The organism is Aeromicrobium phragmitis (assembly GCF_003674095.1).
Classification (GTDB): domain Bacteria; phylum Actinomycetota; class Actinomycetes; order Propionibacteriales; family Nocardioidaceae; genus Aeromicrobium; species Aeromicrobium phragmitis.
Map to the genome: position 1 here is coordinate 99773 of NZ_RDBF01000012.1, position 23202 is coordinate 122974.

The following is a 23202-nucleotide window of genomic DNA, read 5'->3' on the forward strand; positions in this document are numbered from 1 at the left end:
GGCACCACTGTGTCATAGGTGACACACCACCCTCGGCAAGGGTGAAGGGGTCAGCGCGGGCTGAACATCGCCAGCGCAGGGGAGGAAGCGACCACGAGGCCGGCCGCGACGCTGACCACGAGGGCCGTGCGTCGGCTCCGGGCGATGCGGGCGGGGAGGTCGCGGGCGAGCGCGTAGGCCTCGGCGACGAGCCGAAGATCACGTGGCTCCGACGGTGCCGGGAGAACGTCGGCGCGGCGGCCGTCGGCTCGCAGGGCGGCGGCGGCCTGCTCGGGCGTCGTCGCGCCGTACCACCGCTCGATCCCGACGCTGTGAGCCAGATGCTCGGCGTTGCGTGGGGAGTCGGTCGTGGCGAGGACGGGGGTGATGCCGAGTTCCCGCAGCATGGTCACCCCCGGGGGTGCGTGCGGAGCGATCGTGTCGACGAGAGTGATGGTGCCGAGCGGGCGCTCGTCGACCTCGACCCCCACCGTGGTGCCCAGCCGCTCGGAGTCCGGAAGGCCGATCCACCGTGGCCGGCCGACCCGAACCGGATGCTTGTCGACCACCCCGCTGATGCCGGCATCCTCATGGTGAACGACGTCCGTCACGCGCCCCCGGGTGGCGAGGCGGGCCAGCGCTTTGCCCACCGGATGCTCCGAATGGTGCTCCAGCGCGCCGGCGAACCAGCGCATATCGCGGTCGTAGTCGGCGCGGATCGGTTCGACCGACTCGACCCGCAAGGTCCCGGTGGTCAGATAGCCCTGCTTGTCGAGGACGAGGTGGTCGATGTGCGGATCGGTGGGGAGCTCTAGCCCGCGTTTTCGCGCCGCACGCAGCAACGAGCGCTCGGCACCACGGGCACCGAGGTCGAAGGCGGCCGGGGCGGTGACCACGAGCGTGCCGAGTGCCGCGACGAGCGCCCAGAGCGGGCCGTCGAGGAGCCACCAGACAGCGAGGACGGTGGTGGCAGCAGCCACCCAGATGACGCGAGGATTCATGCGTTCTCTTCGGCGTGAAAGCGTTCGAAGTCGCTCTGGTCGCCCGCTTTCCACAGCGGGACGCTCGCCTTGAGCAACATCGTGATCTGGACGATGAAATCGGGGTCGTGCAACGCCTCGCCGAAGATCTCGTTGATGCGCTTCCAGCGATAGCGGACGGTCTGCGGATGGACGCCGAGACGTCCTGCGATGGCCGGGGCGCTGTCGCGCGTTTCGAGCCACGCGAGCAACGTCTCGGAGAGGATCTCTCGCGAGTTGGGCGTCTCGGCCAGCAGTGGTCGCAGCAACTCCTGCACCATGCCCCGCCGTAACGCCGGCTCGGCGTGCAGCCACAGCTGCGTGCGGTGACGGCCGCAGTCGATGACCGCGCCGTCGGTGATCACGCCCGCCGCACCGAGTTCGAGCGCTCGGGTCACCCAGCGGTGGGCATGGGGGAGATCGTGCCGCTCGACGGACCAACTGAATGCGAATCGCAGCGGGGGCGTCGCCGAACGCAGCATCTTCATGACCGCTTCGGCATCGCCGGAGGAGGTGAGCACCGTGGCCGTGTCCGCGCCGGCGTTCACGATCGCCGCCGACCCGAGGTCGGGAAGTTCGAGCGCATCGCGTCGCCGCCGGGGTGCCACGGCCAGCACGACGAAGCGCTCGGGAATCTCCCAGCCCGCGTGAGCCGCGAGCGGCGGCACCTCGGACTCCCGGCCGTCCAGCAGGGCGACGACCAGTCGGCGGCGGTTGCGGTCGCGGTCGCGCTCGATCGTCTCGCGCGCCGTCCGCCATCCGATCGCCGCTTGCTCGGTGAGGTGGTCGATGTAGGCGAGGAGCGCGTCGCCGAGGAGGCCGAGCACCTCGGCGCTCAGCCCCTGCGCCACGGCGAAGGAGCGCAAGTACTCCCAGCCCTGGTGCCGGGCGATGCGGTACGAGGCCCGCATGGCGCTGAGGTCGTGCCCGTCGAGTGCCTCGCCGTAGCCCATCTTGCGGAAGAGGTCGTCGACGCGGTCGCCGCTCGTGCCGCCGCCTTCGAGGAGATCGAGGAAGTGGCTGACGGCACCGTTGACCGCCAGGGTGATGAGCCGGTGTCGCCGGCCGTGCGCGGGACCGGCGTAGGCGGGAACGTTGGTCTGGATGTCCTGCGTGATGTGCGCGACGAGTTCGGGCAACTGCGGCCGGAACAAGGGGACCAGGGAGCTGGCCAACGCCGGGAAGCCGTCGTCCTCGCGCAATGCGGTCATGACGCGCCGCCAGCGTTCGGTCGAGGTCTGGCGCGGCTCATGGTCTCCCTGTTTCAATGTGCTGTGCCTCACATTCTCCATGCCGCCACGGCCGCCCGGCAAGAGGGGGTGTCGGGCGAGGAAGGCCGCGAAGTGACCAGTTGGGAGTAAGAGGGAGTTGCTCTGGTCACTCCGCGGCTCCGGGGGTATCCGGGTCGGGAGGGAGTCGGTGACCCGGCATAGCCCAAGTGCAGCACGCAAGCGCGATCTGCACCACAAGGTTGCGTCAGATCGGTGGAAACTCGGATGGACGTCCAAGTTGAGAGGCCTAGGCTGTGGATATGTCGGCGAAAACCCTCGTCACGGGTGGTGTCCGGTCGGGCAAGTCCTTCCATGCCGAATCACTCGTCGTGGCCGAACCCGTGGTCACGTACGTCGTTCCGGGGCCCTCCGCAGATCCGTCGGTGGACCCCGCGCACGCCGCGCGGGTCGCGGCCCATCGCGCCCGACGGCCCCCGTCCTGGGTGACCCTGGAGGAGCACGACCTCGCCGCGGCGCTCACGACCGCCGAGGGGGCGCTCGTCGTCGACTGCGTGAGTGACTGGGTGCGCTGGTTGATCGGCGACCTGAACGGCTGGGACGAGGCCCGCGAGGACTGGCAGCCGCGTTTCAGCCGGCACGTCGAGGCTGCCGCCGAAGCGCTCGCCGCTCGGTCGGGCACGGTCGTGCTGGTCTCGCTGGAGGCTGGAATGGGCGGCGACCCCGCCGACCTCGGCGGGCACCTGTTCCGTGAACTGCTCGGGTACACCAACCAGCGCCTCGCCCTGGAGTGCGACGACGTCCTCCTCATCGTGGCGGGCCGCGCGCTCACCCTGTGATTCCCTCCGCCGGGCGGTGGGTGAGGTCCCAGCGACGCCGTCGCGGTCGGACCTCTCCTACCGGCCGAACCCACCGACGCCGTCGCGGTCGGACCTCTCCTACCGGCCGAGGGTGAAGGGAGGGGCCCGTCAGGTGGCTGAGAGCAGGAGGACGGCGAGCGAGATCTCGACGGTCGCGCCGAACACGTCGCCGACCACGCCGCCGAAACGGCTGATGGCCCGCCGCAGGATCCAGGCGATGACGAGAAGCGCCGCGCCGGTCGTGGCCAGCCCGCGCCACCAGGGCTCGCCGAGCGCCGCGTACCCCGCGCACAGGCCGAGGGCGATGACGACCCAGATCGCGATGGCGACGGCGGGAGCGATGGTCTCGGTGTAGGTCACGCCGAGGCCGTCCTTCCGCGCGCCGCGCACGCCGCGCATGCAGCCGAGTACGGCGGTCGCCCGCGAGACGCAGACGAGAACACCGGCCGCGAGTGGTCCCCAGGAGGCGGTGACGAGGGCGGAGAGCGCACCCACTTGAGCGGTCACCACGATCGCCAGAGCCGCGGCACCGGCAGGGCCGGCGTTCCCGAGCTTGACCACCTCGAGCGCACGCGTCGCGTCGTAGGAGGACGTGAGCCCGTCGGCCGTGTCGGAGAGCCCGTCGAGATGGAACGCCCGGCTCCCGAGGGCGAGGGCGCCGACGGCCACGGCGGCGACGGCGATCGGCGCGAGTCCGAGCTCGCGTCCGGCCCAGAGAATCGCCGCCACCATGACCGCGAGTGGCATGACGGCGAGGGGCGCGAGCGCGATGGCGACGCCGCTCAGGTGCGGGGTGACCGCCGGGGGCGGGGTCACGGGGATCGCGGTGAACGTGCCGACCGACAGCCGCCACGCGTGCAGGACGCTCATGAGCGCATTGTCCCGGTCAGCGTCGCGGGCGCGGCACCCCGGTGGCGTTGACGTCGGGGAAGCCGCCGCGATCGGCCACACGCCGGGCCAGGGAGACGATCTCGCCCTCGAGCGCGACCCCGTGGGCGGTGGCTTCCAGGTCGAGCCCTGCCGCGCACACCCGGTCGGTCGCCGCCTCCAGCTGCTCGCGCGCTCCGCGGCCTGCGTCGGTGATCACTCCGTCGGCATCCAGCCAGCCTCGCTGCTGCACGCTGCGGCGTCCGCGTTCCCACGCTACGTCGTCCCATCCCCGCGAGTGCTGTTGCTCCGCCGGAACCAAGCCCGCGGCTTGGGCGAGCACGTTCGCTGCCGCTCCATCGAGCCCGGCGGCGGTGAGGATCGCGACGTGGCAGTCGCCGCGGTACTCACGCAGGACGGTGGCGCCGTGCCAGAGGAGTCCGACGGGATCCCCCGGCTCCGGGAGTGCCGCATGGGCGGCGGCGAGCGGCTTGCCGGCCCAGTCCACGCCGTCGAGCATCAGGCGGAGGCGGTCGGCGGTGTCGGCGACGTCGGTGTCGGGCCATGCAGCGGCGAGTTCCTCCCGGGCGATCGCCAGTCGCAGCGCGATGATCGCGTCCCGGTCGGCCAGCTGCCACGCATCGGGAAGTGCCCGACGAATTCGCGCCGGGGCGAACCCGTGGAAGGTCGCCACGACGAGTTCGGGGGCGGGAGTGCCGAGCGCGGCCGCACGCGAGGCGACGTAGCCCATCCAGAAGCCCTTGAGCCCGAGTTCTTCGAATCGCTGCGTGACGTCGGGAGCGACGTAGACGACGTCGTGGATCGTCTCGACCGCCCGCCAGAACTCGCGTGTCATCGCCATGCGCTCAGTGTGCCGTAGCCGTCTGCGGCACTCAGGCCCAGCGCGGGGAGGAGCGCCGGGGCGACTCGGAGCTCGGCGGGTCCGGGCGCTCGCGAGGCGGCGGCGCGGGTTCCTCGTCGCGGCGCGGCGACAACAACTCGTGGAGATCGCGGACGGCCTCGCGCCACTGCTCCTGCGCTGCCTGGTACGCCTCGGTGGCGGTGCCGTTCCACTGCGCGCGCAGCCGGGTCAACTCCGCTTCCAGCTCCGCCAGCCGCCGCTCGATGACGCGCGTATGTTCCAGTCCGACGGCCGCGCGCTCGTCCCGCTGATGCCCCGATCCGGTCATCCGTGAGCCGACCGGGGCTGCGAGTCGGCGAAGAGCGGCTGGGTCATCGCGGCGGCGTCGAGGGCCTGCTCGAGCTGCTCCAGCGCCGAGAGGATGCGGCGAGTGTCGTTGTCGCACCGGCTGCGGTCGCGCGCGCTGAACTCGGTGTCGGAGACGATGCTGGCACGCAGGGCGGCGATGCCCCGAGCGACCTCCTGGTGGGCCTGTGCCACCCGAGTGGCCCCGAGCTGCATCGACAGGACAGGAGGAATGATATCGACGGACATGGCCCCCCTGAGGAAATCGAATGGTCGCCACCTGTTCTGGTGCGCGTCACCCCAGGGTAGACCGGCGCGGCCCGGTTCGACTACCGCCTTCTGGTCATGAAGGACTACGAAATGGTTGCGACGGGTCATCAACCCGGTCGCCTCGCCGCGGGCGGTCGGTGCGCCGGTCGCCCGCGCCAGATACCATCGGTATCCGGCGGGAGTGAGGAGAACGAGTGTGACTCAGACGAAGGTGACCCGGGCAGAGCGCCAGGCGCAGACACGCGATCGGCTCATCGAGGTCGCCAAGGAGATGTTCCTCCGCGACGGCTACGCTGCCACCTCCCTCGACAAGGTCGCACTCGAGGCGGGCTTCTCGAAGGGTGCTGTCTACTCCAACTTCCGCGGCAAGGAGGAGCTCTGTCTCGCGGTGCTGGACGTCATCCACGCCGAGAAGGTGCAGGGCGTCCTCGATGCGTTCACCCAGGACGCCGACCTCGACACCAAACTCAAGGCCTTCGCGGCGTGGGCGCATCAGGGGCTCGGAGAGCCGCGCTGGACCGCGCTCGAGGTCGAGTTCGGTGCCGTGGCGCGGCATAACGAGTGGGTCGCCGCCGAACTGGTCAAGCGCCACCGCGAGATCCGCGAGGCGATCGGTCAGCTCATCGCACACGTCGCGGAGGAGTCGGGACTGTCCACGACGCTGCCCGTGCAGACCGCAGCGAGCGCACTGCTGAGCCTGGGCGTGGGTCTCGGAGCACTGCGGTCGCTCGACCCGCATGTCGACGTCGACGTCTTCACCGACGTCATGCGGGCGCTCGTCCGGGAGTGACGGCTCAGTAGCCGCCGTTGTCCTTGAAGCGCTGGAAGCTCGCCTGAATCTCGGCCTCAGCCTCGACCCGGCCGACCCACTTGGAGCCCTCCTCGACGGACTTGCCGGGCTCGAGGGCCTTGTACGACTCGAAGAAGTGACGGATCTCGGCGAGATCGAAGTCGGCGACGTCGCCGATGTCCTGAAGGTGCTCCTGGCGCGGGTCCGTCGCCGGTACGCACAGCACCTTGTCGTCACCGCCGGCCTCGTCGGTCATCTTGAACATGCCGATGGCGCGGCACTCGATGACGCATCCGGGGAACGTCGAGAAGGGAAGGATGACGAGCGCGTCGAGCGGGTCGCCGTCCAGACCGAGCGAATCGTCGATGAAGCCGTAGTCGGCGGGGTACTGCATCGACGTGAAGAGCGTGCGGTCCAGCCGGATCCGATGCGTCTTGTGGTCGACCTCGTACTTGTTGCGCTCCCCCTTGGGGATCTCCACGGTGACGTCGAAAATCACGGTTCCTCCGGAAGTGTCGGGTGGCATCGCGGAACGAACCTTCGTCCGTTCGATGGTCGGATGCTGACTCTATAGTCTGTCCCACGTGGCGAAAGGGCGAGTGCGCAGGGTCATGGCGACCTTCACGTCGGTCGTGCTCGTCATCGCGCTCATCGCCGGCATCGGCTTCCTGTACCTGCGCGGCGACCTCAACCGGCTCATCTGCGACGGGGCATGCCCGCCGCAGTACGCCACCGCCCCCGAATCGATGCGGACGGCTGCCGCTAACGCGGCCGAGGCCGAGGCGGTGGGCGAGGGCGCCATCGGTTCCACGGCGCTCAAGCAAGCGGTGGCCGGGCCCCTCGCACATCCCGCGCTGGGCCCCCGCGTGGGGTTCGCCGCGGTCGATGCCCGCGACGGGGCCCCGCTGGCCGGCGGCGGTACCGAGGGACTCATCCCGGCGTCCACCACCAAGGTGCTCACGGCATTCGCGGCGCTCGAGGTGCTCGGCCCGGATGAGCGCTTCGCGACCCGCGTCGTGCGCAGCGGGGACACGCTCACCTTGATCGGCGGCGGAGACCCCTACCTCGTCGAGCGGCGCCCCGCGGATCCGCCGCCGGTCGTGACCGCGGACCTCGCAACCCTCGCCGACCGCGTGGCGCGAGACGTGGGGACGGGGCGCTTCGCCCTGACCTACGACGCGGAACTGTTCCGCGGCCCCTCCGTCAGCCCGGCATGGGAGGACGGTTACGTCCCGTCGGTGGTGGCTCCGATCAGTGCGCTGTGGATCGACCAGGGGCGCGGCGCCGGCGGCGACCCGGCCCGGGCGGCAGCGGACGCGTTCGCCCGGTTGCTGCGAGAGCGCGGCGTGGAGGTCGCGGACCCGGCTCGCGCTGCGGCCGCGGAGGGAGCCACGGAGGTCGCGACCGTGCGCAGTGCACCGGTCGCGACGATCGTGGCCGATCTGCTGCGCACGAGCAACAACGAGACGTCCGAGGTGATGTTCCGGCACATCGCCCGCGCCGTGGGACTGGACGCATCCTTCGAGGGCGGTGCCGCGGCGGTGCGGCAGACATTGGAGCAGGACGCGATCTCCACCGAGGGACTCGACCTGCACGATGGGAGCGGCCTCTCGCGCCGCAACCGGATCAGTCCCACGACTCTCGTGCAGACGCTCGTGGCGGCCAGCCGGGACGACCGCACCACCGCGACGCTGAGCGGACTACCGGTGGGCGGATTCGACGGGACCGTGCGCTCGCGCTTCGAGCAGGCGCCCGCCGGCCTCGGCTGGGTGCGCGCCAAGACCGGCACCTTGACCGGCGTCCACAGTCTCGCCGGCATTGCGACCCTTCCGGGAGGACGTCCGGTGGCGTTCGCGGTCATGGTCGACGACACCGAAGGCATCAATCCGCTCGAGACGCAGCGCGCGCTCGACTCCGTCGCGGCGGCGATCGCCGGCTGCGCCTGCTGAGGACCGAGCGTCCGGATCGCGGTGCGACCGCGGACCGGTCAGTACGGTGGAGCCCATGATCGACTGGAAGTTCGCCCAGCGAACCGCCGAGCGGTGGGGCCGTCCCGGTCCGGAGGTGACCGGCCCCGAGGTCGCGGCCGTGGTCGCCGAGCTGCGCGAGGCCGCTACCCGGGCTGTGCAACCGGTGGCCGATCACACGGGACTCACCGCGCGGGACTCCTCGCCCGTGCTCGTGGTCGACCGCCCGCGGTGGGTCGAGGCGAATCTCGAGACCTTCCGGACGGTCATGGATCCCGTCACGGACAAGCTCAGCGCGACCCGTGCGCAGCAGCCGAGCGCGCTCGGTGCCGGCGTGGGCGCCAAGATCGCCGGGGCGGAGCTCGGCGCGCTCATGGCCTTCTTGTCCTCCAAGGTGCTCGGGCAGTTCGATCCGTTCTGGGAGGACGGTGCCGCCGGCGGACGCCTGCTGCTCGTGGCGCCGAACATCCTTCACGTGGAGCGCGAGCTGGGCGTGGACCCGTCGGACTTCCGCCAGTGGGTCTGCCTGCATGAGGAGACCCATCGCGCCCAATTCACCGGCGTCCCGTGGATGCGCGGACATCTGCGGGGACTGATCGACGACTTCATCGAGGCGACCGACCTGTCGGAGGGCGCGGTCGGCACCGCGCTCGGCGACGCACTCGCAGAGGTCGTCAAGATCGTCCGCGGACAGTCCGATGCCTCGCTGTCCGATGTGTTCCAGAACGAGCAGCAGACGCGCGTCGTGGATCAGATGACCGGGCTGATGTCGCTTCTCGAAGGCCACGCGGACGTCGTCATGGACGCCGCCGGCCCGGAGCTGATCGGCTCGGTCAGCCGGATCCGGCGCAAGTTCGACCAGCGCCGGCGCGGCGGATCGGAGCTGTCGAAGATCGTCCGCCGCCTGCTCGGCCTCGAAGCCAAGATGAGCCAGTACCGCGATGGCGCGATCTTCGTCCGGAAGGTCACCTCCACGGTCGGTGCGGACGGCTTCGCGGCGGTGTGGGCAGAACCGGCGAACCTGCCGAGCAAAGCCGAGATCCACGATCCCGACGCGTGGGTGGCGCGCGTCCACGGCTGATGGGCGGGCGACTCGAACCGGTCGTGGCGCGAGCGCGCGCCCTCGTCCGGGACGCCATCGCCGCCGACGACCGGCCCCTCCTCGTCGCGCTCTCGGGAGGCGCGGACTCCCTCGCCCTGGCGGCCGTCACCGCGTTCGTGGCGAGAAAGTCGTCGAGAACGGCCCGCGCCGTCGTCATCGACCACGGGCTCCAGCCGGGTTCGGACCGGATCGCGGCGCACGCCGCCGAACAGGCGGAACGGCTGGGGCTCGCGTCGAGGGTCGTCGCCGTCGACGTAGCGGCGGCGGACGAGGGAATCGAGTCGGCAGCGCGGCGGGTGCGATATGCGGCGCTCGAGGCCGATGCCGCCGTCGACGACGCTCTCGTCCTGCTGGCCCACACGCTGGACGACCAGGCCGAGACGGTGCTGCTGGGCCTGGGACGCGGTTCCGGACCGCGCTCGATCGCCGGGATGCCGGCCCGCGATGGTCGCTGGGTCCGTCCCTTCCTGCGGCTCCGCCGAGCCGAGACCGAATCGATCTGCCGAGCCCACGAGCTGACCTGGTGGGACGACCCGCACAATCTCGATCCGAGATTCCGTCGGGTCCGCATTCGTCAGGAGCTCCTCCCGCTCATGGACGACGTGCTCGGGGGGGGAGTCGCCGCCGCGCTGGCGCGGACGGCCGATCTGGTCCGGGCGGACACCGAGATGCTCGATGTGCTCGCCGAGCGCGCCCACACCGACGACGCCGAAGCCCTGCGCGCGATGCCGGCCGCGCTGCGCTTGCGCGTACTGCGCCGGCTCGCCCTGGGCGGGGGCGCGGCAGCCGGGGAGTTATCGGCCGAGCATCTGGCGCGGGTCGACGAGCTCGTGACCGACTGGCGCGGCCAGCAGCGCGTCGAGCTTCCCGGTCACGTGAGCGTGGTGCGGTCCGGGAACCGGCTCCGCTGCATTCGTACCCCTGTGGCAGGCTGAATCCGTGGACGTCGAACACGTAGAGCACGACATCGATCGCACCCAGCCCCTCTACACCGAGGAGCAGATCCAGGCCCGGCTCGCCGAGATGGCTCGGCAGATCGAGGCCGACTACGAGGGCGAGGATCTCCTGCTCGTGGGCGTCCTCAAGGGAGCCGTCATGGTCATGGCCGATCTCGCCAGGGCGCTGGAGCGCCACGTCGAGATCGACTGGATGGCGGTCTCCTCCTACGCCGGCACCCGGTCCTCGGGCGTCGTGCGCATCCTCAAGGATCTCGACACCTCCCTCGAGGGTCGGCACGTGCTGATCGTCGAGGACATCATCGACACCGGCCTGACGTTGTCCTGGCTCGTCGCCAACCTCAAGTCCCGCGGTCCGGCATCCGTCGAGGTGGCCACCCTGCTGCGCAAGCCCGAGGCGCTGGAGATGCCGGTCGACGTCAAGTACGTCGGCTTCGACATCCCCAACGCGTTCGTGATCGGCTACGGTCTGGACTTCAACGAGAAGTACCGCAACTTGCGCAGTATCGGCACACTGGCTGAGCACGTCTACTCCTGAACGGACTTCCTGGCACCGCATGAACGTCAAGCGACTCTTCAAGGGCCCCTGGCTCTGGATCCTCCTCATCGCGATCCTCGTGATCGTGGTGCTCAACCTCTCCTCGGGTGCCGACGGCTACCGCGAAGTCAAGACCGCGACGATGATCGGGTACTTCGAGGACGAGGAGATCAAGGACGTCACGTTCGTCGAGGGCGAGCAGGAGATCCGCGCGACGCTCAAGGGCGACGACGAGGAGCAGGTCAAGGCCACCTGGCTCGGTGAGCAGCAGAGCAGCGGCCTCGTCGAGCAGGCGCAGCAACAGGTCGACGACGGCGACATGGACAGCTACAACGTCGAGGTCCCGCGCAGCAACCCGCTGCTGTCGCTGCTCGGCACGATGCTCCCGCTCATCATCTTCTTCCTGCTGTTCTTCTGGCTGCTGACGTCGATGCAGGGCGGCGGCGGCCGGGTCATGCAGTTCGCCAAGTCCAAGGCGAAGCTCATGAGCAAGGACACCCCCAAGACGACGTTCGCCGACGTCGCGGGCGCCGACGAGGCCATCGAGGAACTCGGCGAGATCAAGGAGTTTCTCCAGGAGCCGGCCAAGTTCCAGGCAGTCGGTGCCAAGATCCCCAAGGGCGTCCTGCTCTACGGTCCTCCCGGCACGGGCAAGACGCTGCTGGCCCGGGCGGTCGCCGGCGAGGCGGGTGTGCCGTTCTACTCGATCTCCGGCTCCGACTTCGTCGAGATGTTCGTCGGCGTCGGGGCATCCCGCGTCCGCGACCTGTTCGAGCAGGCCAAGGAGAACGCCCCCGCCATCGTCTTCATCGACGAGATCGACGCGGTCGGCCGGCATCGTGGCACCGGCATGGGCGGCGGTCACGACGAACGCGAGCAGACCCTGAACCAGCTGCTCGTGGAGATGGACGGATTCGACGTCCGCGGCGGGGTCATCCTCATCGCCGCGACCAACCGTCCTGACGTCCTCGACCCGGCGCTGCTGCGCCCGGGCCGCTTCGACCGGCAGATCTCCGTCGAGGCTCCCGACCTCGCGGGCCGCACCCACATCCTCAAGGTCCACGCCCGCGGTAAGCCGATGGGACCGGACGTCGACCTGGAATCGGTCGCCCGGCGCACGCCCGGCTTCTCCGGTGCCGACCTCGCCAACGTCCTCAACGAGGCCGCGCTGCTCACGGCGCGCAGCAGCAAGACGGTCATCGACAACGCAGCGCTCGATGAGGCCATCGACCGCGTCATCTCCGGACCGCAGAAGCGCACGCGCCTGATGAACGAGCACGAGCGCCTCGTGACGGCCTACCACGAGGGGGGTCACGCACTCGTGGCCGCGGCCCTGCCGCAGAGCGACCCCGTCCACAAGATCACCATCCTGCCGCGCGGGCGGGCGCTCGGCTACACGATGGTGCTCCCCGACGAGGACAAGTACTCGCAGACCCGCGCCGAGTTGCTCGACAAGCTGGCGTACATGCTCGGCGGTCGGGCGGCCGAGGAGCTCGTCTTCCACAACCCGACGACGGGTGCCGGCAACGACATCGACAAGGCCACGAACCTGGCCCGTGCGATGGTGACGCAGTACGGCATGAGCTCGCGGATCGGGGCGATCCGCTTCGGCGAAGACCACTCGCAGCCGTTCCTCGGACGTGATCTCGGCAGCTCGCGGAACTACTCCGAATCGGTCGCCGCGGCGATCGACGAGGAGATCGCGGCCCTCATCGGTCACGCCCACCAGGAGGCCTTCGACATCCTCCATGAGAACCGTGACGTGCTTGACGCGCTCGTCGTGGAACTCATGGAGAAGGAGACCCTCGACAAGGCTCAGGTCGCGCGGATCTTCGAGCCGCTGCGCCGACGCGAGGTGCGTCCCGCGTGGACCGGGTCCGAGTCGCGCGTCCCGTCCGAGCAGCCGCCGGTCATGATCCCGGCCAGCACCGGCGACGAGCCCGCCGAGGATCGCGAGGAGGGCATCATCGTCGGCCCGGACTCGGAGTCCGACGCGCCGTCGAGCGACACCCCCGAGTCCCGAGACGGAGCATGAGCGTCGACGTGCCCCGGGCGGAGGCCGCGGTCCGTGAGCTGCTCGCCGCGATCGGTGAAGATCCCGATCGCGAGGGCCTGCGTGACACGCCGGCCCGGGTCGCACGCTCGTACGCCGAGCTCGTGGCCGGGCTCGACCAGAACCCCGCCGACGTCCTGACCGCCTCCTTCGATGTCGGCCACGACGAACTCGTGCTGGTGAAGGACATCGAGGTCTGGTCGTTGTGCGAGCACCATCTGGTGCCGTTCTTCGGCGTCGCGCATGTCGGATACATCCCGTCCGAGCGCGGCAAGGTCACCGGTCTGTCCAAGCTCGCCCGGCTGGTCGACGTGTATGCGCGTCGTCCGCAGGTGCAGGAGCGGCTGACCGCGCAGATCGCCGAGGCGCTCGTCGAACAGCTGCAGCCGCGCGGCGCCCTCGTGGTCATCGAGGCCGAGCATCTGTGCATGACGATGCGGGGGGTGCGCAAGGGCGGCGCCAAGACGATCACCAGCGCCGTACGTGGCCAGCTCCGCGATCCGGCGACCCGTGCGGAGGCCATGGGCCTCATCACCGCGTAACGTGGCGGCGTGACCCCTCAGCTGCCAAGCCTGCCCACGTGGGGCCGGTGTGCCGTGATGGGCGTCGTCAACGTCACCCCCGACTCGTTCTCCGACGGCGGCCGCTGGTTCGACACCGACACTGCCATCGCCCACGGCTTGGAGCTCGTCGCCCGGGGCGCCGATCTCGTCGACGTGGGCGGTGAGTCGACTCGGCCGGGAGCCGTGCGGGTGGATCCGGGCGAGGAGCAGCGGCGCGTGTTGCCGGTGATCCGCGCGCTGGCCGCTCAGGGCGTCGCGATATCCGTCGACACGATGAACGCCGAGACCGCCGAGCGGGCGCTCGACGCGGGGGCCCGGGTGCTCAACGACGTCTCCGGAGGCCGGGCGGACCCGCGGATGACGGCCGTCGCAGCAGACGCGGGAGTGCCGTTCGTGGTCATGCACTGGCGCGCCCATTCCGCTCACATGCAGCAGCACACCGAGTACCACGACGTCGTCGCCGACGTGCTGGAGGAACTGCAACGCCAGATCGACGACGCCGTCGCGGCGGGAATCGACCCGGCCAACATCATCACCGATCCCGGCCTCGGCTTCTCGAAGACCGGAGCTCAGAACTGGGAGCTGCTCGCCAACCTCGACGCCTTCGGCACCCTCGGCTTTCCTCTGCTGGTCGCCGCGAGCCGTAAGCGGTTCCTCGGAGAGTTGCTCGCCGAGGACGGGGCGTTGCGGCCGACCGACGAGCGCGAGGACGCCACCGCGGCGATCAGCACGCTCGCGGCGCTGGCCGACGTGTGGGCGGTGCGGGTGCACGAGCCGCGACCGTCGGCGGACGCAGTACGGGTGGTCGCGCGGATGCGGGAGGCGGGGGTATGACACGCGACGTCCTCGCGGCGCACCGCGCCTTCTACGACGCGATCGAGACCGGCGATCTCGATCTCATGACCTCGCTCTGGGTCGACGACCCGGCGGTGACCTGCGTGCACCCGGCGGCGCCGCCGCTGCACGGTACCGAGACGGTGCTGCGCTCCTGGGCCGTGCTCATGGCGCAGATCGAGTACATCCAGTTCTTCCTCACCGACATCGAGATCACGACGTTTCCCGTGGGCGACGAACAGCCGACGAGCGCGCTCGTGGTGTGCACCGAGAACATCCTCTCCGACGGCGAGACGAGCGAGTCGTTCACGGGCGGCGCCGCCATCTGCTCCAGCCTGCTGGTGCGCGACGGACGGCGCTGGCGGTTCTGGTCCCGGCACGCGTCCCCCGTGGCCATCGCCGAGCCGGGTGAGGAGGCGGTCTGATGGCAGCAGACTCCCTCGACCGCATCCGCCTGGAAGGTCTCGCGGCGCACGGCCACCACGGCTTGTTCGAGCACGAACGGCGTGACGGGCAGCGTTTCGTCGTGGACGTCGAACTGGCGTTGCCCCTGGAACGCGCGGCACGGAAAGGTGACCTCGCGGCGACGGTCGACTACGGTGTGCTGGCCGAGCGCATCCACGAGGTCATCACCGGGGACCCCGTCGATCTCATCGAGACACTCGCGCTCCGTATAGTGAACGTGTGCCTCGAGCATGAGGCCGTGCGCTGGGCCAGCGTCACGGTGCACAAGCCCGAGGCCCCGATACGGGTGGCGTTCTCCGACGTCGCCGTCACGATAGAGCGGAGTAAAGAGTGACCGAATCGCCCACGCCGTACGTTCTCGACGCGGACACGATGACCGGTGGCATGCGCCCGATCCGGCAAGCCGTCCTGTCCATCGGATCGAACCTGGGTGATCGCGCCGGACGTCTGCAGGGTGCCGTGTCGGCACTGGAGGACACGCCGGAAGTCACCGTGGTCGCCATCTCCTCGGTCTATGAGACCGAGCCGGTCGGTGCGCCGGAGGATTCCGGCAAGTTCCTCAACGCCATCGTCCTCATCGACACCACGCTCACGGTCCACACGCTGTTAGACCGCGCCATGGCCATCGAAGACGCCTTCGGGCGTGAACGCGGCGAGCCGGGTGCCCCGCGCACCCTCGACGTCGACATCATCGTGGTGGGCGACCGCATCGCCGACGACGAGCAGCTCACGCTGCCGCACCCGCGCGCCCATGAGCGCGCCTTCGTGCTCGTGCCGTGGCTCGAGGTCGACCCTGAGGGCGAGATCCCGGGCAAGGGCTTCGTCGCCGACCTCATCGGCGACATCGACACCTCGGGTGTCGTGAAGCGCGAGGACGTCGAGATCATCTTGTGACGTCGCCATGAGGCGGGCCAAGCGTAGTTCGGCGCTCTACGTCACGGCGCTTCTCGCGGTCGGACTCGTCATCGGCCGCTTGCTTCCGCCGCTGGCCGTGCGCTTCGAGGGCCAGGCACCGCGGCCCAGCTGGGCCGCGGCCGTCATCCTCGCCACCGGTGCGGTCATCGTCGGCGCGCTGGCCTGGAACACGTGGCAGACGCTGCATCGTCGTCACCTGACGATCCACGTGGACCGGGCCATCCAGCTGCTGGCGATCGCCAAGTCGTGCGTCATGGTGGGGGCGGTCTTCGCCGGTGGCTATGGCGGGTTCGCCCTGGCCTACATCGACGTCGACAGCGTGCTCGCCCGCGAACGTCTCCTGCACGCCGGCGCGGCGGCGATCGCCGCCGGACTCCTGCTCGCCGCCGCTCTCGTCCTGGAGTGGGCGTGTCAGCTGCCCGGCGACGACGACGAGAACAAGGACACCGCCGCCTCTCCGGCCTGACCGCACCCGCGCCGAAGCCGGTTCCGCTGCGCGCCCAGCCCCCGCGAGTGGTGCAGATTCGCGCCCGCTGTGGCGGTTCCGTCGCGAATCTGCACCACCCGGCGAGAAATCTGCACCACTCGTCGGAGCGGCACCGTCAGCCGAGCAGCGCCTCGCGGAGCGTGCCGAGCCCGACGCTGCCGATCCCCAGCGCGTCGGCGTGGAACCGCTTGAGGTCGTTGCCGTGGCGCGCCACCCAGTCGTCGCGCAGCCGTTCCCACTCGCGCTGGCCCACCTTGTACGAGGGAGCCTGCCCGGCCCAGCCGAGGTAACGGTTCGCTTCGAAGTGCACGAAACTCTCGTTCATGTTGACGTGCTGGGCCAGGAACGGGAACGCGTCGTCGCCGGTCCACGTGCCGGTGCCGTCGGGCTTCGGCAGGCCCAGATGCACCCCGATGTCGAGCACCACGCGAGCGGCGCGCATGCGCTGGCCGTCCAGCATTCCGAGCCGGTCGGCGGGCGTGGCGAGGTAACCGAGCTCGTCCATGAGCCGTTCGGCGTACAGCGCCCAGCCCTCGCCGTGACCGGAGTTCCAGTTGAACCGCCGCCACGCGTTGAGCTGGTGGTGCTCTGCCACCGCGAGCCCGAGCTGCAGGTGGTGACCCGGCACGCCCTCGTGGTACACGGTGGTCAACTCGCGCCAGGTGTCGAAGCGCGTCACCCCGGCGGGCACGCTCCACCACATGCGCCCGGGCCGCGCGAAGTCCTCGGTGGGCGGGGTGTAGTAGATGCCGCCCTCGTCGGTGGGCGCGATCATGCACTCGAGGCGACGCAGCGGTTCGGGAATGTCGAAATGAGTCGCCCCGAGTTCGGCGACGGCCCGGTCGCTGACGCGCTGCATCCATTCCTGCAGTGCGGCGGTGCCTTCGAGCTGCATGGCGGGGTCGGTCTCCAGGTGGGCGATCGCCTCGCCGACGGTCGCGCCGGGAAGGATCTCGTCGGCGATCGCTTCCTGCTCGGCCACCATACGGGCGAGTTCTTCGATGCCCCACGCGTACGTCTCGTCGAGATCGATCTCCATGCCGACGAACCCACGGGACGCGAGGGCGTAGAGATCGCGGCCCACGGCGTCGTGCGTCGTGGCCGCGGGGGCGAGCTCGCGTTCGAGGAAGTCGGCCAGCCGGACGTAGGCGGCACTCGCATCGGCTGCAGAGGACTCGAGTTCGGCGCGGCGGCCCTCCGGTCCGCGCCGGGCGAGGCCGGCGAAGAAGTTGTCCGATTGCGTCTGCTTGCGGGCCTGGGCCAGCACCTCCGTCACCTGGCGGACCGCGGGAGTGTTGCCCGCCTCGATGCCGGACTCGAGCGAGGCGACGTACCCGTCGATCGCGGCCGGCACCTGCCGCATCCGCAGTGCGACGTGCTCCCAGTCGTCGTCGGTGTCGGTGGACATGAGGTCGAAGATGTCGCGAAGGTTCTGCGTGGGGGAGGCGATCACGTTGAGGTCGCGCTGCCAGAACCCCGCCTCGTACTGCTCGACGGCGAGCTCGAGGGTCCGCACGAGCTCGGCCTGCGTCACCCGGTCCACATCGTCGACGACGTCCGTGCGTCGGGCGGCGGCCAGCGTCGAGCGCGCAGCCTCCGCCGCGGCAGCGTGACCCTCGGGGGAGTGGTCCGTGTACTGGCCCTCGCGACCGGGGCGGCCGAGTTCGACGTGCAGTTCGGGGTTCAGTTCCAGCAGGGTCTCCAACCACTGCTCGGCAAGGCGGTCCATGGCGGTCGCGGTACGCGTCGCTTTGGTCATGTCCCGACCCTATGACGCGGCGGCGGACCTCGTCTCTACGCTGGCTCCGTGGCACGTCGTCTCACGCCTCTTACCGCAGCCGAGTTCGCAGCCCTGTGCGAGCGCATCGACGCCGGCACGGCCGACCGCTCGGATCTCAAGGCGGCGACCAAGCACCTGCTTGCGCTTCTCGTGCAGCGGGCGCCGGGTACGAGTGTCGAGGTCCGCGTGCCGCCGTTCGCCGCCGTGCAGTGCATCGCCGGCGCGCGGCACACCCGCGGGACACCGCCGGCCGTCGTCGAGATGGACGCCGGCACCTGGATCGCCCTCGCCCGCGGCCAGCTCGAGTGGAGCGAGGCGCAAGTGCGCGCCAGCGGGGAGCGTTCCGACCTCAGCCCTTATCTGCCGCTGGCCTGACCCGCACCCGCTACCCAGAAGCGTCGCCCGATCACGGTTCGGTGGGCGCCGCGGGTACGTGTTGTTCGTGGGGCGGCGGGGCGGCCTCGAGGGTGAGGCTGTGAGCGACGAGTGCGTCGTAGTCGACCGCGATGCCTCGCAACAAGGTGACGACCGCGCGCTCGATGTCGCCGCTGGTCAAAGGCGATTGCCCCAAGATGGCGCGATAGTGCGGGACCGCCCCGAGCATGTCGACGGCGAGATCGAGATCCAGATCAGGTCGCAGGTCGCCACGTTGGACCGCCGTGACGAGGGTGTGCCGCACCGCGTCGCGGGCCGGTTCCAGGAGCCCGTCGAGGAATGCCCGCCGAAGTCGCTGGTCACCGGCACAGTCGGCCAGGAGCGGACCGAGCACCGTGACATAGCGGGTCCCGAAGGCCTGCGCGAAGAGTCCGATCGATTCGTGCAGATCGCACAGCGTGCACGTGGTGTCGGGAGACTCGATCGTGCGAAGTTCGCGGTGCAACGCCGCGATCACCAGCCACGGGCGTGAGGGCCAGCGCCGGTAGAGCGCCGGCTTCGTCGCTCCGGCCCGAGACGCCACCTCGGCGATGGTCAACCGCTGGTACCCGAGTTCGTCGAGAACCTCCATCGTCGCGTCGAGCACGGCGCGATCGATGCCTTCGTTGCGCGGGCGGCCGGGGCTGGACGACACCATGCGCTCAGGCTACCATTCAGTTACGTTACGGCACGGAACATAAAGGAGTACGCGACGATGTCCGTCCCCGACCTGAACCAGCGAGATACCGAGATCACTCGTCGATGGCTCGCTCTCGCGGTGCTGGCGCTCCCGACTCTGCTCGTCTCCATGGACCTGTCGGTGCTCGTGTTGGCGCTTCCGACGCTGGCTCGCGATCTGAGCGCGAGCGGGGTCGAGGCCCTGTGGATCACCGACATCTACGGCTTCGTGATTGCCGGTCTGTTGATCGTCATGGGGGTGGTGGGGGATCGGATCGGTCGCCGGCGCCTCCTGATACTCGGTGCCATCGCCTTCGGCGCCACGAGTCTGCTGGCCGCCTTGTCGACCAGTGCGGAGATGCTCATCGCCGCGCGGGCGTTGCAAGGCGTTGCCGGGGCGACCTTGATGCCGTCAACGCTCGCCCTCATCCGGACGATCTTCACCGACGCCCGCGAACGCACCCTCGCCATCTCGGTGTGGGCCACGTGCTTCTCAGTGGGAGCCGTCCTCGGGCCGCTGGTCGCCGGGGTGCTGCTAGCGCGCTTCGACTGGGGCTCGGTCTTCCTCATCAACCTGCCGCTGATGGCTCTGCTGGTCGCCGTCGCGCCGCGCCTCCTGCCTGAGTCCAAGGCGACGGCGGTAGCTCGGCTCGACCTGCTCGGCGCCGGTGTTCTCGTCATCACGATGCTCACCGCCGTCTATGCCATCAAGCACGCGGCGAGGGAAGGGCTGACCGCCGCGGTCCTCGTCGCAGCGATGCTCGCGGCGGTCATGAGCATCGCGTTCGTCGTCCGGCAGATCACGGTCAGCAACCCGCTGCTGGACCTCTCACTCTTTCGTGCGCCGGCCTTCTCCGTATCGCTGATCACCAACCTGACGCTCGGGGTCTGCATGGCCGGCATCTACCTGCTCACGGCACGCTTCCTCCAATTGGTCGTGGGGCTCTCCGCCCTGGAGACCGCGCTGTGGATGCTTCCCCAGACTGTCGTCCTCATCGTCATGTCGTTGCTGACGAGTCGACTCCTGCGGCACTTCCGGCTGGCCTCGGTCGTCGCCGCAGGACTGGTCATCGCGGCTGTCGGCATGCTGATCGTCGCGCAAGCCGAACCGTCCGCCGCCGGTATCGCCCCCGTGGTTCTCGGAACATCGGTCATGGCGCTGGGCTTCGCGCCGGTCGGTGTCCTCGGACCCGATCTCATCCTCGCCACCGCGCCCGCCGGAGACTCCGGCGCCGCCGCCGCGCTGTCCGAGACCGGCAACGAACTCGGTAACGCTGGCGGCATCGCCGTCCTCGGGAGCGCGAGTATCGCCATGTATCAGTGGAGCATGCGCGACGCCCCGCTCGACGGCCTGGACGGCCAGGACGCGGCGTTGGTCGCGGGCTCCTTCGAAGAAGGTCTTCGTCTCGCGGGCGGGCGGCCCGAAGTGCTCAACGCCGTCATCGACTCCTACGTCACGGCGATGAGCGCTGTCGCCACATCGGCCGCGGGCGCCGTCGTGCTGCTCGCGATCGCCGCCTTCCTGCTCTTGCGAGGGGTGCGGCGGGAGTCCTGAGACCTCAGGGGGCGGCGGCTAGCGTCACGGTCATGGCCCCCGTTCGCTCCGTCGCCCTGGCCGCTCTCGTGACGGTCCTGCTTGCGGCCTGTGGGCCCGACGGCCCCGAGTTCAGCGGGCCGTCGGCCGATCCGGTCGAGGCGCCCGCCAACGCGACGGCAGGCGACGGCATCGCGACGCTCGCGGACCCGGATTGGGTGACTCAGTCGGCTGCGGCGACCGACATCCCGGCGCGTGCGCTCGCAGCGTACGCGGGAGCCGACCGCCGGGTCCGGGACGAGGACGGCTGTGCCGTCGGGTGGAACACCCTCGCCGGGATCGGGCGGATCGAGAGCGGGCACGGCACGATCTTCGGCGGCAGCATCGGCGAGGACGGGCGAGCGACCGACGAGATCCGCGGAATCCCCTTGGACGGCACCAGGGGCACCCTCGCGATTCCCGACTCCGACGGCGGTGATCTCGACGGCGACGACATCTGGGACCGTGCGGTCGGCCCGTTGCAGTTCATTCCGGAGACGTGGGAGGAGTGGGGCGCCGACGGGAACGGCGACGGCACGAGCGACCCCCACCACATCGACGACGCCGCACTGGCCGCCGCCCGCTATCTGTGCAGCGTCCCGGACGACGGCCTGGGGGAGTCACAGGGCTGGATCGCGGCGATCCGGACGTACAACAACTCGGCTCAGTACCAGCGTGACGTGGCGGCCGCGGCCGAGGAGTACGCCCAGCTCGCCGGCACGTGACCGAGTGGACGCGTCACGTCCACCCCGTGCTCGACTGGACGTCACCCTGCCGCGCCATGGTCGCACCGTGCGCATCGCTCAACTCGCCAGCTTCATCGGGCCCCTGTCGGGAGGGATGAAGACGGCGGTCGCCGCGATCGGCCGCGGTTACGTCGAGGCAGGAGCCGAGCGGCTGCTGGTCGTCCCCGGTCCTCGGGACCGTCGCTTCGCGACCGAGGCCGGAGACGTCGTACAGCTGCGCGCTCCCCGTGTCGGCGGCGGATACCGGCTGCTGGCCGAGCCCTGGCGGGTCGCCGACCTGATCGACGACTTCGCACCCACGAGCGTGGAGGTCAACGACAAGTCGACACTGGTACCGGCCGGCTGGTGGGCCCGCCGCCGGGGCGTGGGCTCCGTGCTGTTCTCCCACGAGCGCCTCGACCACATGCTGCCGATGCGGCTCGGCGGTGAACCGGGGACACGGGTGCCGCTGCAGTGGTGGAATCGCACCATCACCCGCGGCTTCGACGCCGTCGTCGTCACCTCGCGATTCGCGCAGGCCGAGTTCCGTTCCGTCCCCGCGACCGACGCGATCCTGCATCGGGTCCCGCTCGGCGTCGATCTCGCGACGTTCACTCCGCCGGTGCGGCGGCAGTCTGCTCCTGTCCTCCGACTCGTCCATGCGGGTCGGCTGTCCCGCGAGAAGTCGCCGGCACTCGCCGTGGCGACCGCGGTGGAACTCCACAACCGGGGGATTCCGGTGCGGCTCGACGTGTTCGGGGAGGGCCCGCAGCGCGACGAGCTGATGCAGGCGGCAGGGGAGGCCCCGATCGTGTTTCACGGGCACGTCGCCGACCGTCGGGTTCTTGCCGCACGTCTCGGGGAGGCTGACGTCGCCCTGTCGGTGTGCCCGGGGGAGACCTTCGGTCTGGCGGTCCTGGAGGCGTTGGCCTGCGGAACCCCGGTCGTCACCGCCGACCGTGGTGGTGCCCGGGAGCTGGTGTGTTCGCGATCGGGTCAGTGGGCAGCACCGCATCCACGCGACCTGGCCGACGCAGTGCTGGCGCTCGCCGCTCGCCCTGTCGAGGCGACTCGTCGGGCGGCGCGCGAGCGGGCCGAGCAGTTCCCGTGGGCCGCGACGGTCGATCGCATGCTGGAGGTCCATGCGTCCGTATCCGGACGTACGAGCGTGCCGGCCTGACGCGCGGCGACGATGTTCGGCCATGTGGCCGAAGCGCGTTCGCCGTCGGGCCGCCGAGGATCGTGGCATGACCGAAACCCGCACAGCACCGCGGCGTGAGTGGATGATCGCCGCCGGCCTGATCCTTCTCGCCCTCGTCCCGTCGATCGCCGGCGGCGTGCGACTCGGCGAGATCGCGTCGGGCCCCCCACCGACGCCCGAGAACGCTCGTTTCCTGCAGGCGCCGCTCCCCGTCGCACTGCACGTCGTCGGCGCGCTGGTCTTCGCGCTCGTCGGCGCCTTCCAGTTCCTGCCGGAGCTGCGACGACGACATCTGGCGTGGCACCGGTTCGCCGGCCGATACCTCGTCGTGCCGGCCGGGGTCGTCGTCGCGGTGTCGGGCCTGTGGATGACCGCGTCCTACGACCTCCCGCCCGTCGACGGCGCCGCGCTCGCCATCTCGCGGTACCTCGTCGGCCTGGCCATGCTGGTGTTTCTCGTGCTCGCGGTGACGAGCGTGGCCCGGCGCGACATCGCTGCCCACCGAGCCTGGATGATCCGCGCGTACGCGTTGGCGATGGGCGCCGGCACCCAGGTGCTGACCGCCGGACCGTCCATGCTGGTGTTCGGTGAACCGGACGGCATGCGGCGGCTGATCGAAATGGACGCGGGGTGGCTCATCAACATCGTGGTCGCCGAGTGGGTCATCGCCCGTGGCCGCACGTCCACGCGGCGGCGAAGGCGCCCCGCTGAGGCGCCGGTGTGAGTAGCA

At 70.2% G+C, this 23202-nt stretch carries 27 protein-coding genes; 18 read left to right on the plus strand and 9 right to left on the minus strand.

Annotated elements, in window-relative coordinates; genetic code table 11:
• Nucleotides 1-50: 50 nt before the first annotated feature.
• Together D9V41_RS14080 and D9V41_RS14085 are read right to left on the minus strand one after the other, a co-directional pair.
• Nucleotides 51-980 (minus strand): HAD family hydrolase, encoded by a 930-nt coding sequence (locus D9V41_RS14080; RefSeq protein ID WP_121795218.1) that lies wholly within the window; start codon nt 978-980, stop codon nt 51-53.
• A complete protein-coding gene (locus tag D9V41_RS14085; protein WP_121795219.1) occupies nt 977-2209 on the minus strand; it encodes a PucR-like N-terminal domain-containing protein in 1233 nt (410 codons plus the stop codon). Before D9V41_RS14085 ends, D9V41_RS14080 begins: the two co-directional genes overlap by 4 nt.
• 320 nt (nt 2210-2529) lie before the next feature.
• Between D9V41_RS14085 and D9V41_RS14090 the strand changes: the two genes are divergently transcribed.
• The gene (locus D9V41_RS14090; protein WP_121795220.1) at nt 2530-3066 is read left to right on the plus strand and encodes a bifunctional adenosylcobinamide kinase/adenosylcobinamide-phosphate guanylyltransferase; all 537 of its coding nucleotides are present in this window, start codon (nt 2530-2532) and stop codon (nt 3064-3066) included.
• A gap of 129 nt (nt 3067-3195) precedes the next feature.
• Here D9V41_RS14090 and D9V41_RS14095 read toward each other — a convergent pair whose 3' ends face one another.
• The 4 genes from D9V41_RS14095 to D9V41_RS14110 are packed head-to-tail and all read right to left on the minus strand — an operon-like array spanning nt 3196 to nt 5410.
• Nucleotides 3196-3957, minus strand: coding sequence for an adenosylcobinamide-GDP ribazoletransferase (locus D9V41_RS14095; protein WP_121795221.1), 762 nt, complete (start codon nt 3955-3957; stop codon nt 3196-3198).
• Nucleotides 3958-3973: 16 nt separating this feature from the next.
• Complete coding sequence (locus D9V41_RS14100; protein ID WP_121795222.1) at nt 3974-4816, minus strand: SCO6745 family protein; 843 nt, start codon at nt 4814-4816, stop codon at nt 3974-3976.
• Between the two features lie 31 nt (nt 4817-4847).
• Nucleotides 4848-5144: a WXG100 family type VII secretion target gene (locus D9V41_RS14105; protein WP_121795223.1), complete on the minus strand. Its 297-nt coding sequence runs from the start codon at nt 5142-5144 to the stop codon at nt 4848-4850.
• Nucleotides 5141-5410 carry a hypothetical protein gene (locus D9V41_RS14110; protein WP_121795224.1) on the minus strand — a complete coding sequence of 90 codons (270 nt, stop codon included), beginning with the start codon at nt 5408-5410 and terminating at the stop codon, nt 5141-5143. The genes D9V41_RS14105 and D9V41_RS14110 overlap by 4 nt, the downstream gene beginning before the upstream one ends.
• Nucleotides 5411-5627: 217 nt before the next feature.
• On the opposite strand from D9V41_RS14110, the gene D9V41_RS14115 reads away from it, so the two are divergent.
• Nucleotides 5628-6221 carry a TetR/AcrR family transcriptional regulator gene (locus tag D9V41_RS14115; protein ID WP_243697283.1) on the plus strand — a complete coding sequence of 198 codons (594 nt, stop codon included), beginning with the start codon at nt 5628-5630 and terminating at the stop codon, nt 6219-6221.
• A 4-nt stretch (nt 6222-6225) separates the two neighbouring features.
• Here D9V41_RS14115 and D9V41_RS14120 read toward each other — a convergent pair whose 3' ends face one another.
• Nucleotides 6226-6747 (minus strand): inorganic diphosphatase, encoded by a 522-nt coding sequence (locus D9V41_RS14120; RefSeq protein ID WP_166376053.1) that lies wholly within the window; start codon nt 6745-6747, stop codon nt 6226-6228.
• A 58-nt stretch (nt 6748-6805) separates the two neighbouring features.
• On the opposite strand from D9V41_RS14120, the gene dacB reads away from it, so the two are divergent.
• Genes dacB through D9V41_RS14175 form a run of 11 tightly spaced genes read left to right on the plus strand, consistent with a single transcriptional unit; the run spans nt 6806 to nt 16080 of the window.
• Nucleotides 6806-8170 (plus strand): D-alanyl-D-alanine carboxypeptidase/D-alanyl-D-alanine endopeptidase, encoded by a 1365-nt coding sequence (dacB, locus tag D9V41_RS14125; RefSeq protein ID WP_133434202.1) that lies wholly within the window; start codon nt 6806-6808, stop codon nt 8168-8170.
• A 55-nt stretch (nt 8171-8225) separates the two neighbouring features.
• Nucleotides 8226-9269 (plus strand): zinc-dependent metalloprotease, encoded by a 1044-nt coding sequence (locus tag D9V41_RS14130; protein ID WP_121795227.1) that lies wholly within the window; start codon nt 8226-8228, stop codon nt 9267-9269.
• A gap of 23 nt (nt 9270-9292) precedes the next feature.
• Nucleotides 9293-10225, plus strand: coding sequence for a tRNA lysidine(34) synthetase TilS (gene tilS, locus D9V41_RS14135; protein WP_243697284.1), 933 nt, complete (start codon nt 9293-9295; stop codon nt 10223-10225).
• A gap of 4 nt (nt 10226-10229) precedes the next feature.
• Nucleotides 10230-10784: a hypoxanthine phosphoribosyltransferase gene (gene hpt, locus D9V41_RS14140; RefSeq protein ID WP_121795229.1), complete on the plus strand. Its 555-nt coding sequence runs from the start codon at nt 10230-10232 to the stop codon at nt 10782-10784.
• Between the two features lie 19 nt (nt 10785-10803).
• Nucleotides 10804-12819 (plus strand): ATP-dependent zinc metalloprotease FtsH, encoded by a 2016-nt coding sequence (gene ftsH / locus D9V41_RS14145; protein WP_121795230.1) that lies wholly within the window; start codon nt 10804-10806, stop codon nt 12817-12819.
• Nucleotides 12816-13379 (plus strand): GTP cyclohydrolase I FolE, encoded by a 564-nt coding sequence (gene folE / locus D9V41_RS14150; RefSeq protein ID WP_121795231.1) that lies wholly within the window; start codon nt 12816-12818, stop codon nt 13377-13379. The genes ftsH and folE overlap by 4 nt, the downstream gene beginning before the upstream one ends.
• 57 nt (nt 13380-13436) lie before the next feature.
• Nucleotides 13437-14234, plus strand: a complete 798-nt coding sequence (folP, locus tag D9V41_RS14155; protein ID WP_121795232.1) for a dihydropteroate synthase — start codon at nt 13437-13439, stop codon at nt 14232-14234.
• The gene (locus tag D9V41_RS14160; RefSeq protein WP_121795233.1) at nt 14231-14659 is read left to right on the plus strand and encodes a nuclear transport factor 2 family protein; all 429 of its coding nucleotides are present in this window, start codon (nt 14231-14233) and stop codon (nt 14657-14659) included. Before folP ends, D9V41_RS14160 begins: the two co-directional genes overlap by 4 nt.
• Nucleotides 14659-15033 carry a dihydroneopterin aldolase gene (gene folB, locus D9V41_RS14165; protein ID WP_121795234.1) on the plus strand — a complete coding sequence of 125 codons (375 nt, stop codon included), beginning with the start codon at nt 14659-14661 and terminating at the stop codon, nt 15031-15033. Before D9V41_RS14160 ends, folB begins: the two co-directional genes overlap by 1 nt.
• Nucleotides 15030-15593 (plus strand): 2-amino-4-hydroxy-6-hydroxymethyldihydropteridine diphosphokinase, encoded by a 564-nt coding sequence (gene folK, locus D9V41_RS14170; RefSeq protein ID WP_121795235.1) that lies wholly within the window; start codon nt 15030-15032, stop codon nt 15591-15593. Before folB ends, folK begins: the two co-directional genes overlap by 4 nt.
• A 7-nt stretch (nt 15594-15600) precedes the next feature.
• The gene (locus tag D9V41_RS14175) at nt 15601-16080 is read left to right on the plus strand and encodes a DUF3180 domain-containing protein (protein ID WP_121795236.1); all 480 of its coding nucleotides are present in this window, start codon (nt 15601-15603) and stop codon (nt 16078-16080) included.
• A gap of 136 nt (nt 16081-16216) precedes the next feature.
• Here the strand turns inward: D9V41_RS14175 and D9V41_RS14180 are convergent, their stop codons facing one another.
• Entirely contained in the window at nt 16217-17860 is a 1644-nt protein-coding gene (locus tag D9V41_RS14180; protein WP_121795237.1) for a DUF885 domain-containing protein, read from the minus strand.
• 48 nt (nt 17861-17908) lie between these two features.
• On the opposite strand from D9V41_RS14180, the gene D9V41_RS14185 reads away from it, so the two are divergent.
• On the plus strand, nt 17909-18256 hold the full coding sequence (locus tag D9V41_RS14185; RefSeq protein WP_166376054.1) for a sterol carrier family protein: 348 nt from the start codon (nt 17909-17911) through the stop codon (nt 18254-18256).
• 31 nt (nt 18257-18287) lie between these two features.
• On the opposite strand, the gene D9V41_RS14190 is transcribed toward D9V41_RS14185, so the two are convergent.
• Nucleotides 18288-18953 (minus strand): TetR/AcrR family transcriptional regulator, encoded by a 666-nt coding sequence (locus tag D9V41_RS14190; protein WP_121795238.1) that lies wholly within the window; start codon nt 18951-18953, stop codon nt 18288-18290.
• A gap of 57 nt (nt 18954-19010) precedes the next feature.
• Here D9V41_RS14190 and D9V41_RS14195 point away from each other — a divergent pair, with 57 nt between their 5' ends.
• The 4 genes from D9V41_RS14195 (at nt 19011) to D9V41_RS14210 (ending at nt 23196) form a co-directional block, all read left to right on the plus strand.
• Entirely contained in the window at nt 19011-20528 is a 1518-nt protein-coding gene (locus tag D9V41_RS14195; RefSeq protein ID WP_121795239.1) for an MFS transporter, read from the plus strand.
• Nucleotides 20529-20560: 32 nt separating this feature from the next.
• The gene (locus D9V41_RS14200; RefSeq protein WP_121795240.1) at nt 20561-21271 is read left to right on the plus strand and encodes a lytic murein transglycosylase; all 711 of its coding nucleotides are present in this window, start codon (nt 20561-20563) and stop codon (nt 21269-21271) included.
• Between the two features lie 67 nt (nt 21272-21338).
• Nucleotides 21339-22451 (plus strand): glycosyltransferase, encoded by a 1113-nt coding sequence (locus D9V41_RS14205; protein WP_121795264.1) that lies wholly within the window; start codon nt 21339-21341, stop codon nt 22449-22451.
• A gap of 67 nt (nt 22452-22518) precedes the next feature.
• Nucleotides 22519-23196: a DUF2306 domain-containing protein gene (locus tag D9V41_RS14210; protein WP_121795265.1), complete on the plus strand. Its 678-nt coding sequence runs from the start codon at nt 22519-22521 to the stop codon at nt 23194-23196.
• The last annotated feature ends 6 nt before the right edge of the window (nt 23197-23202 follow it).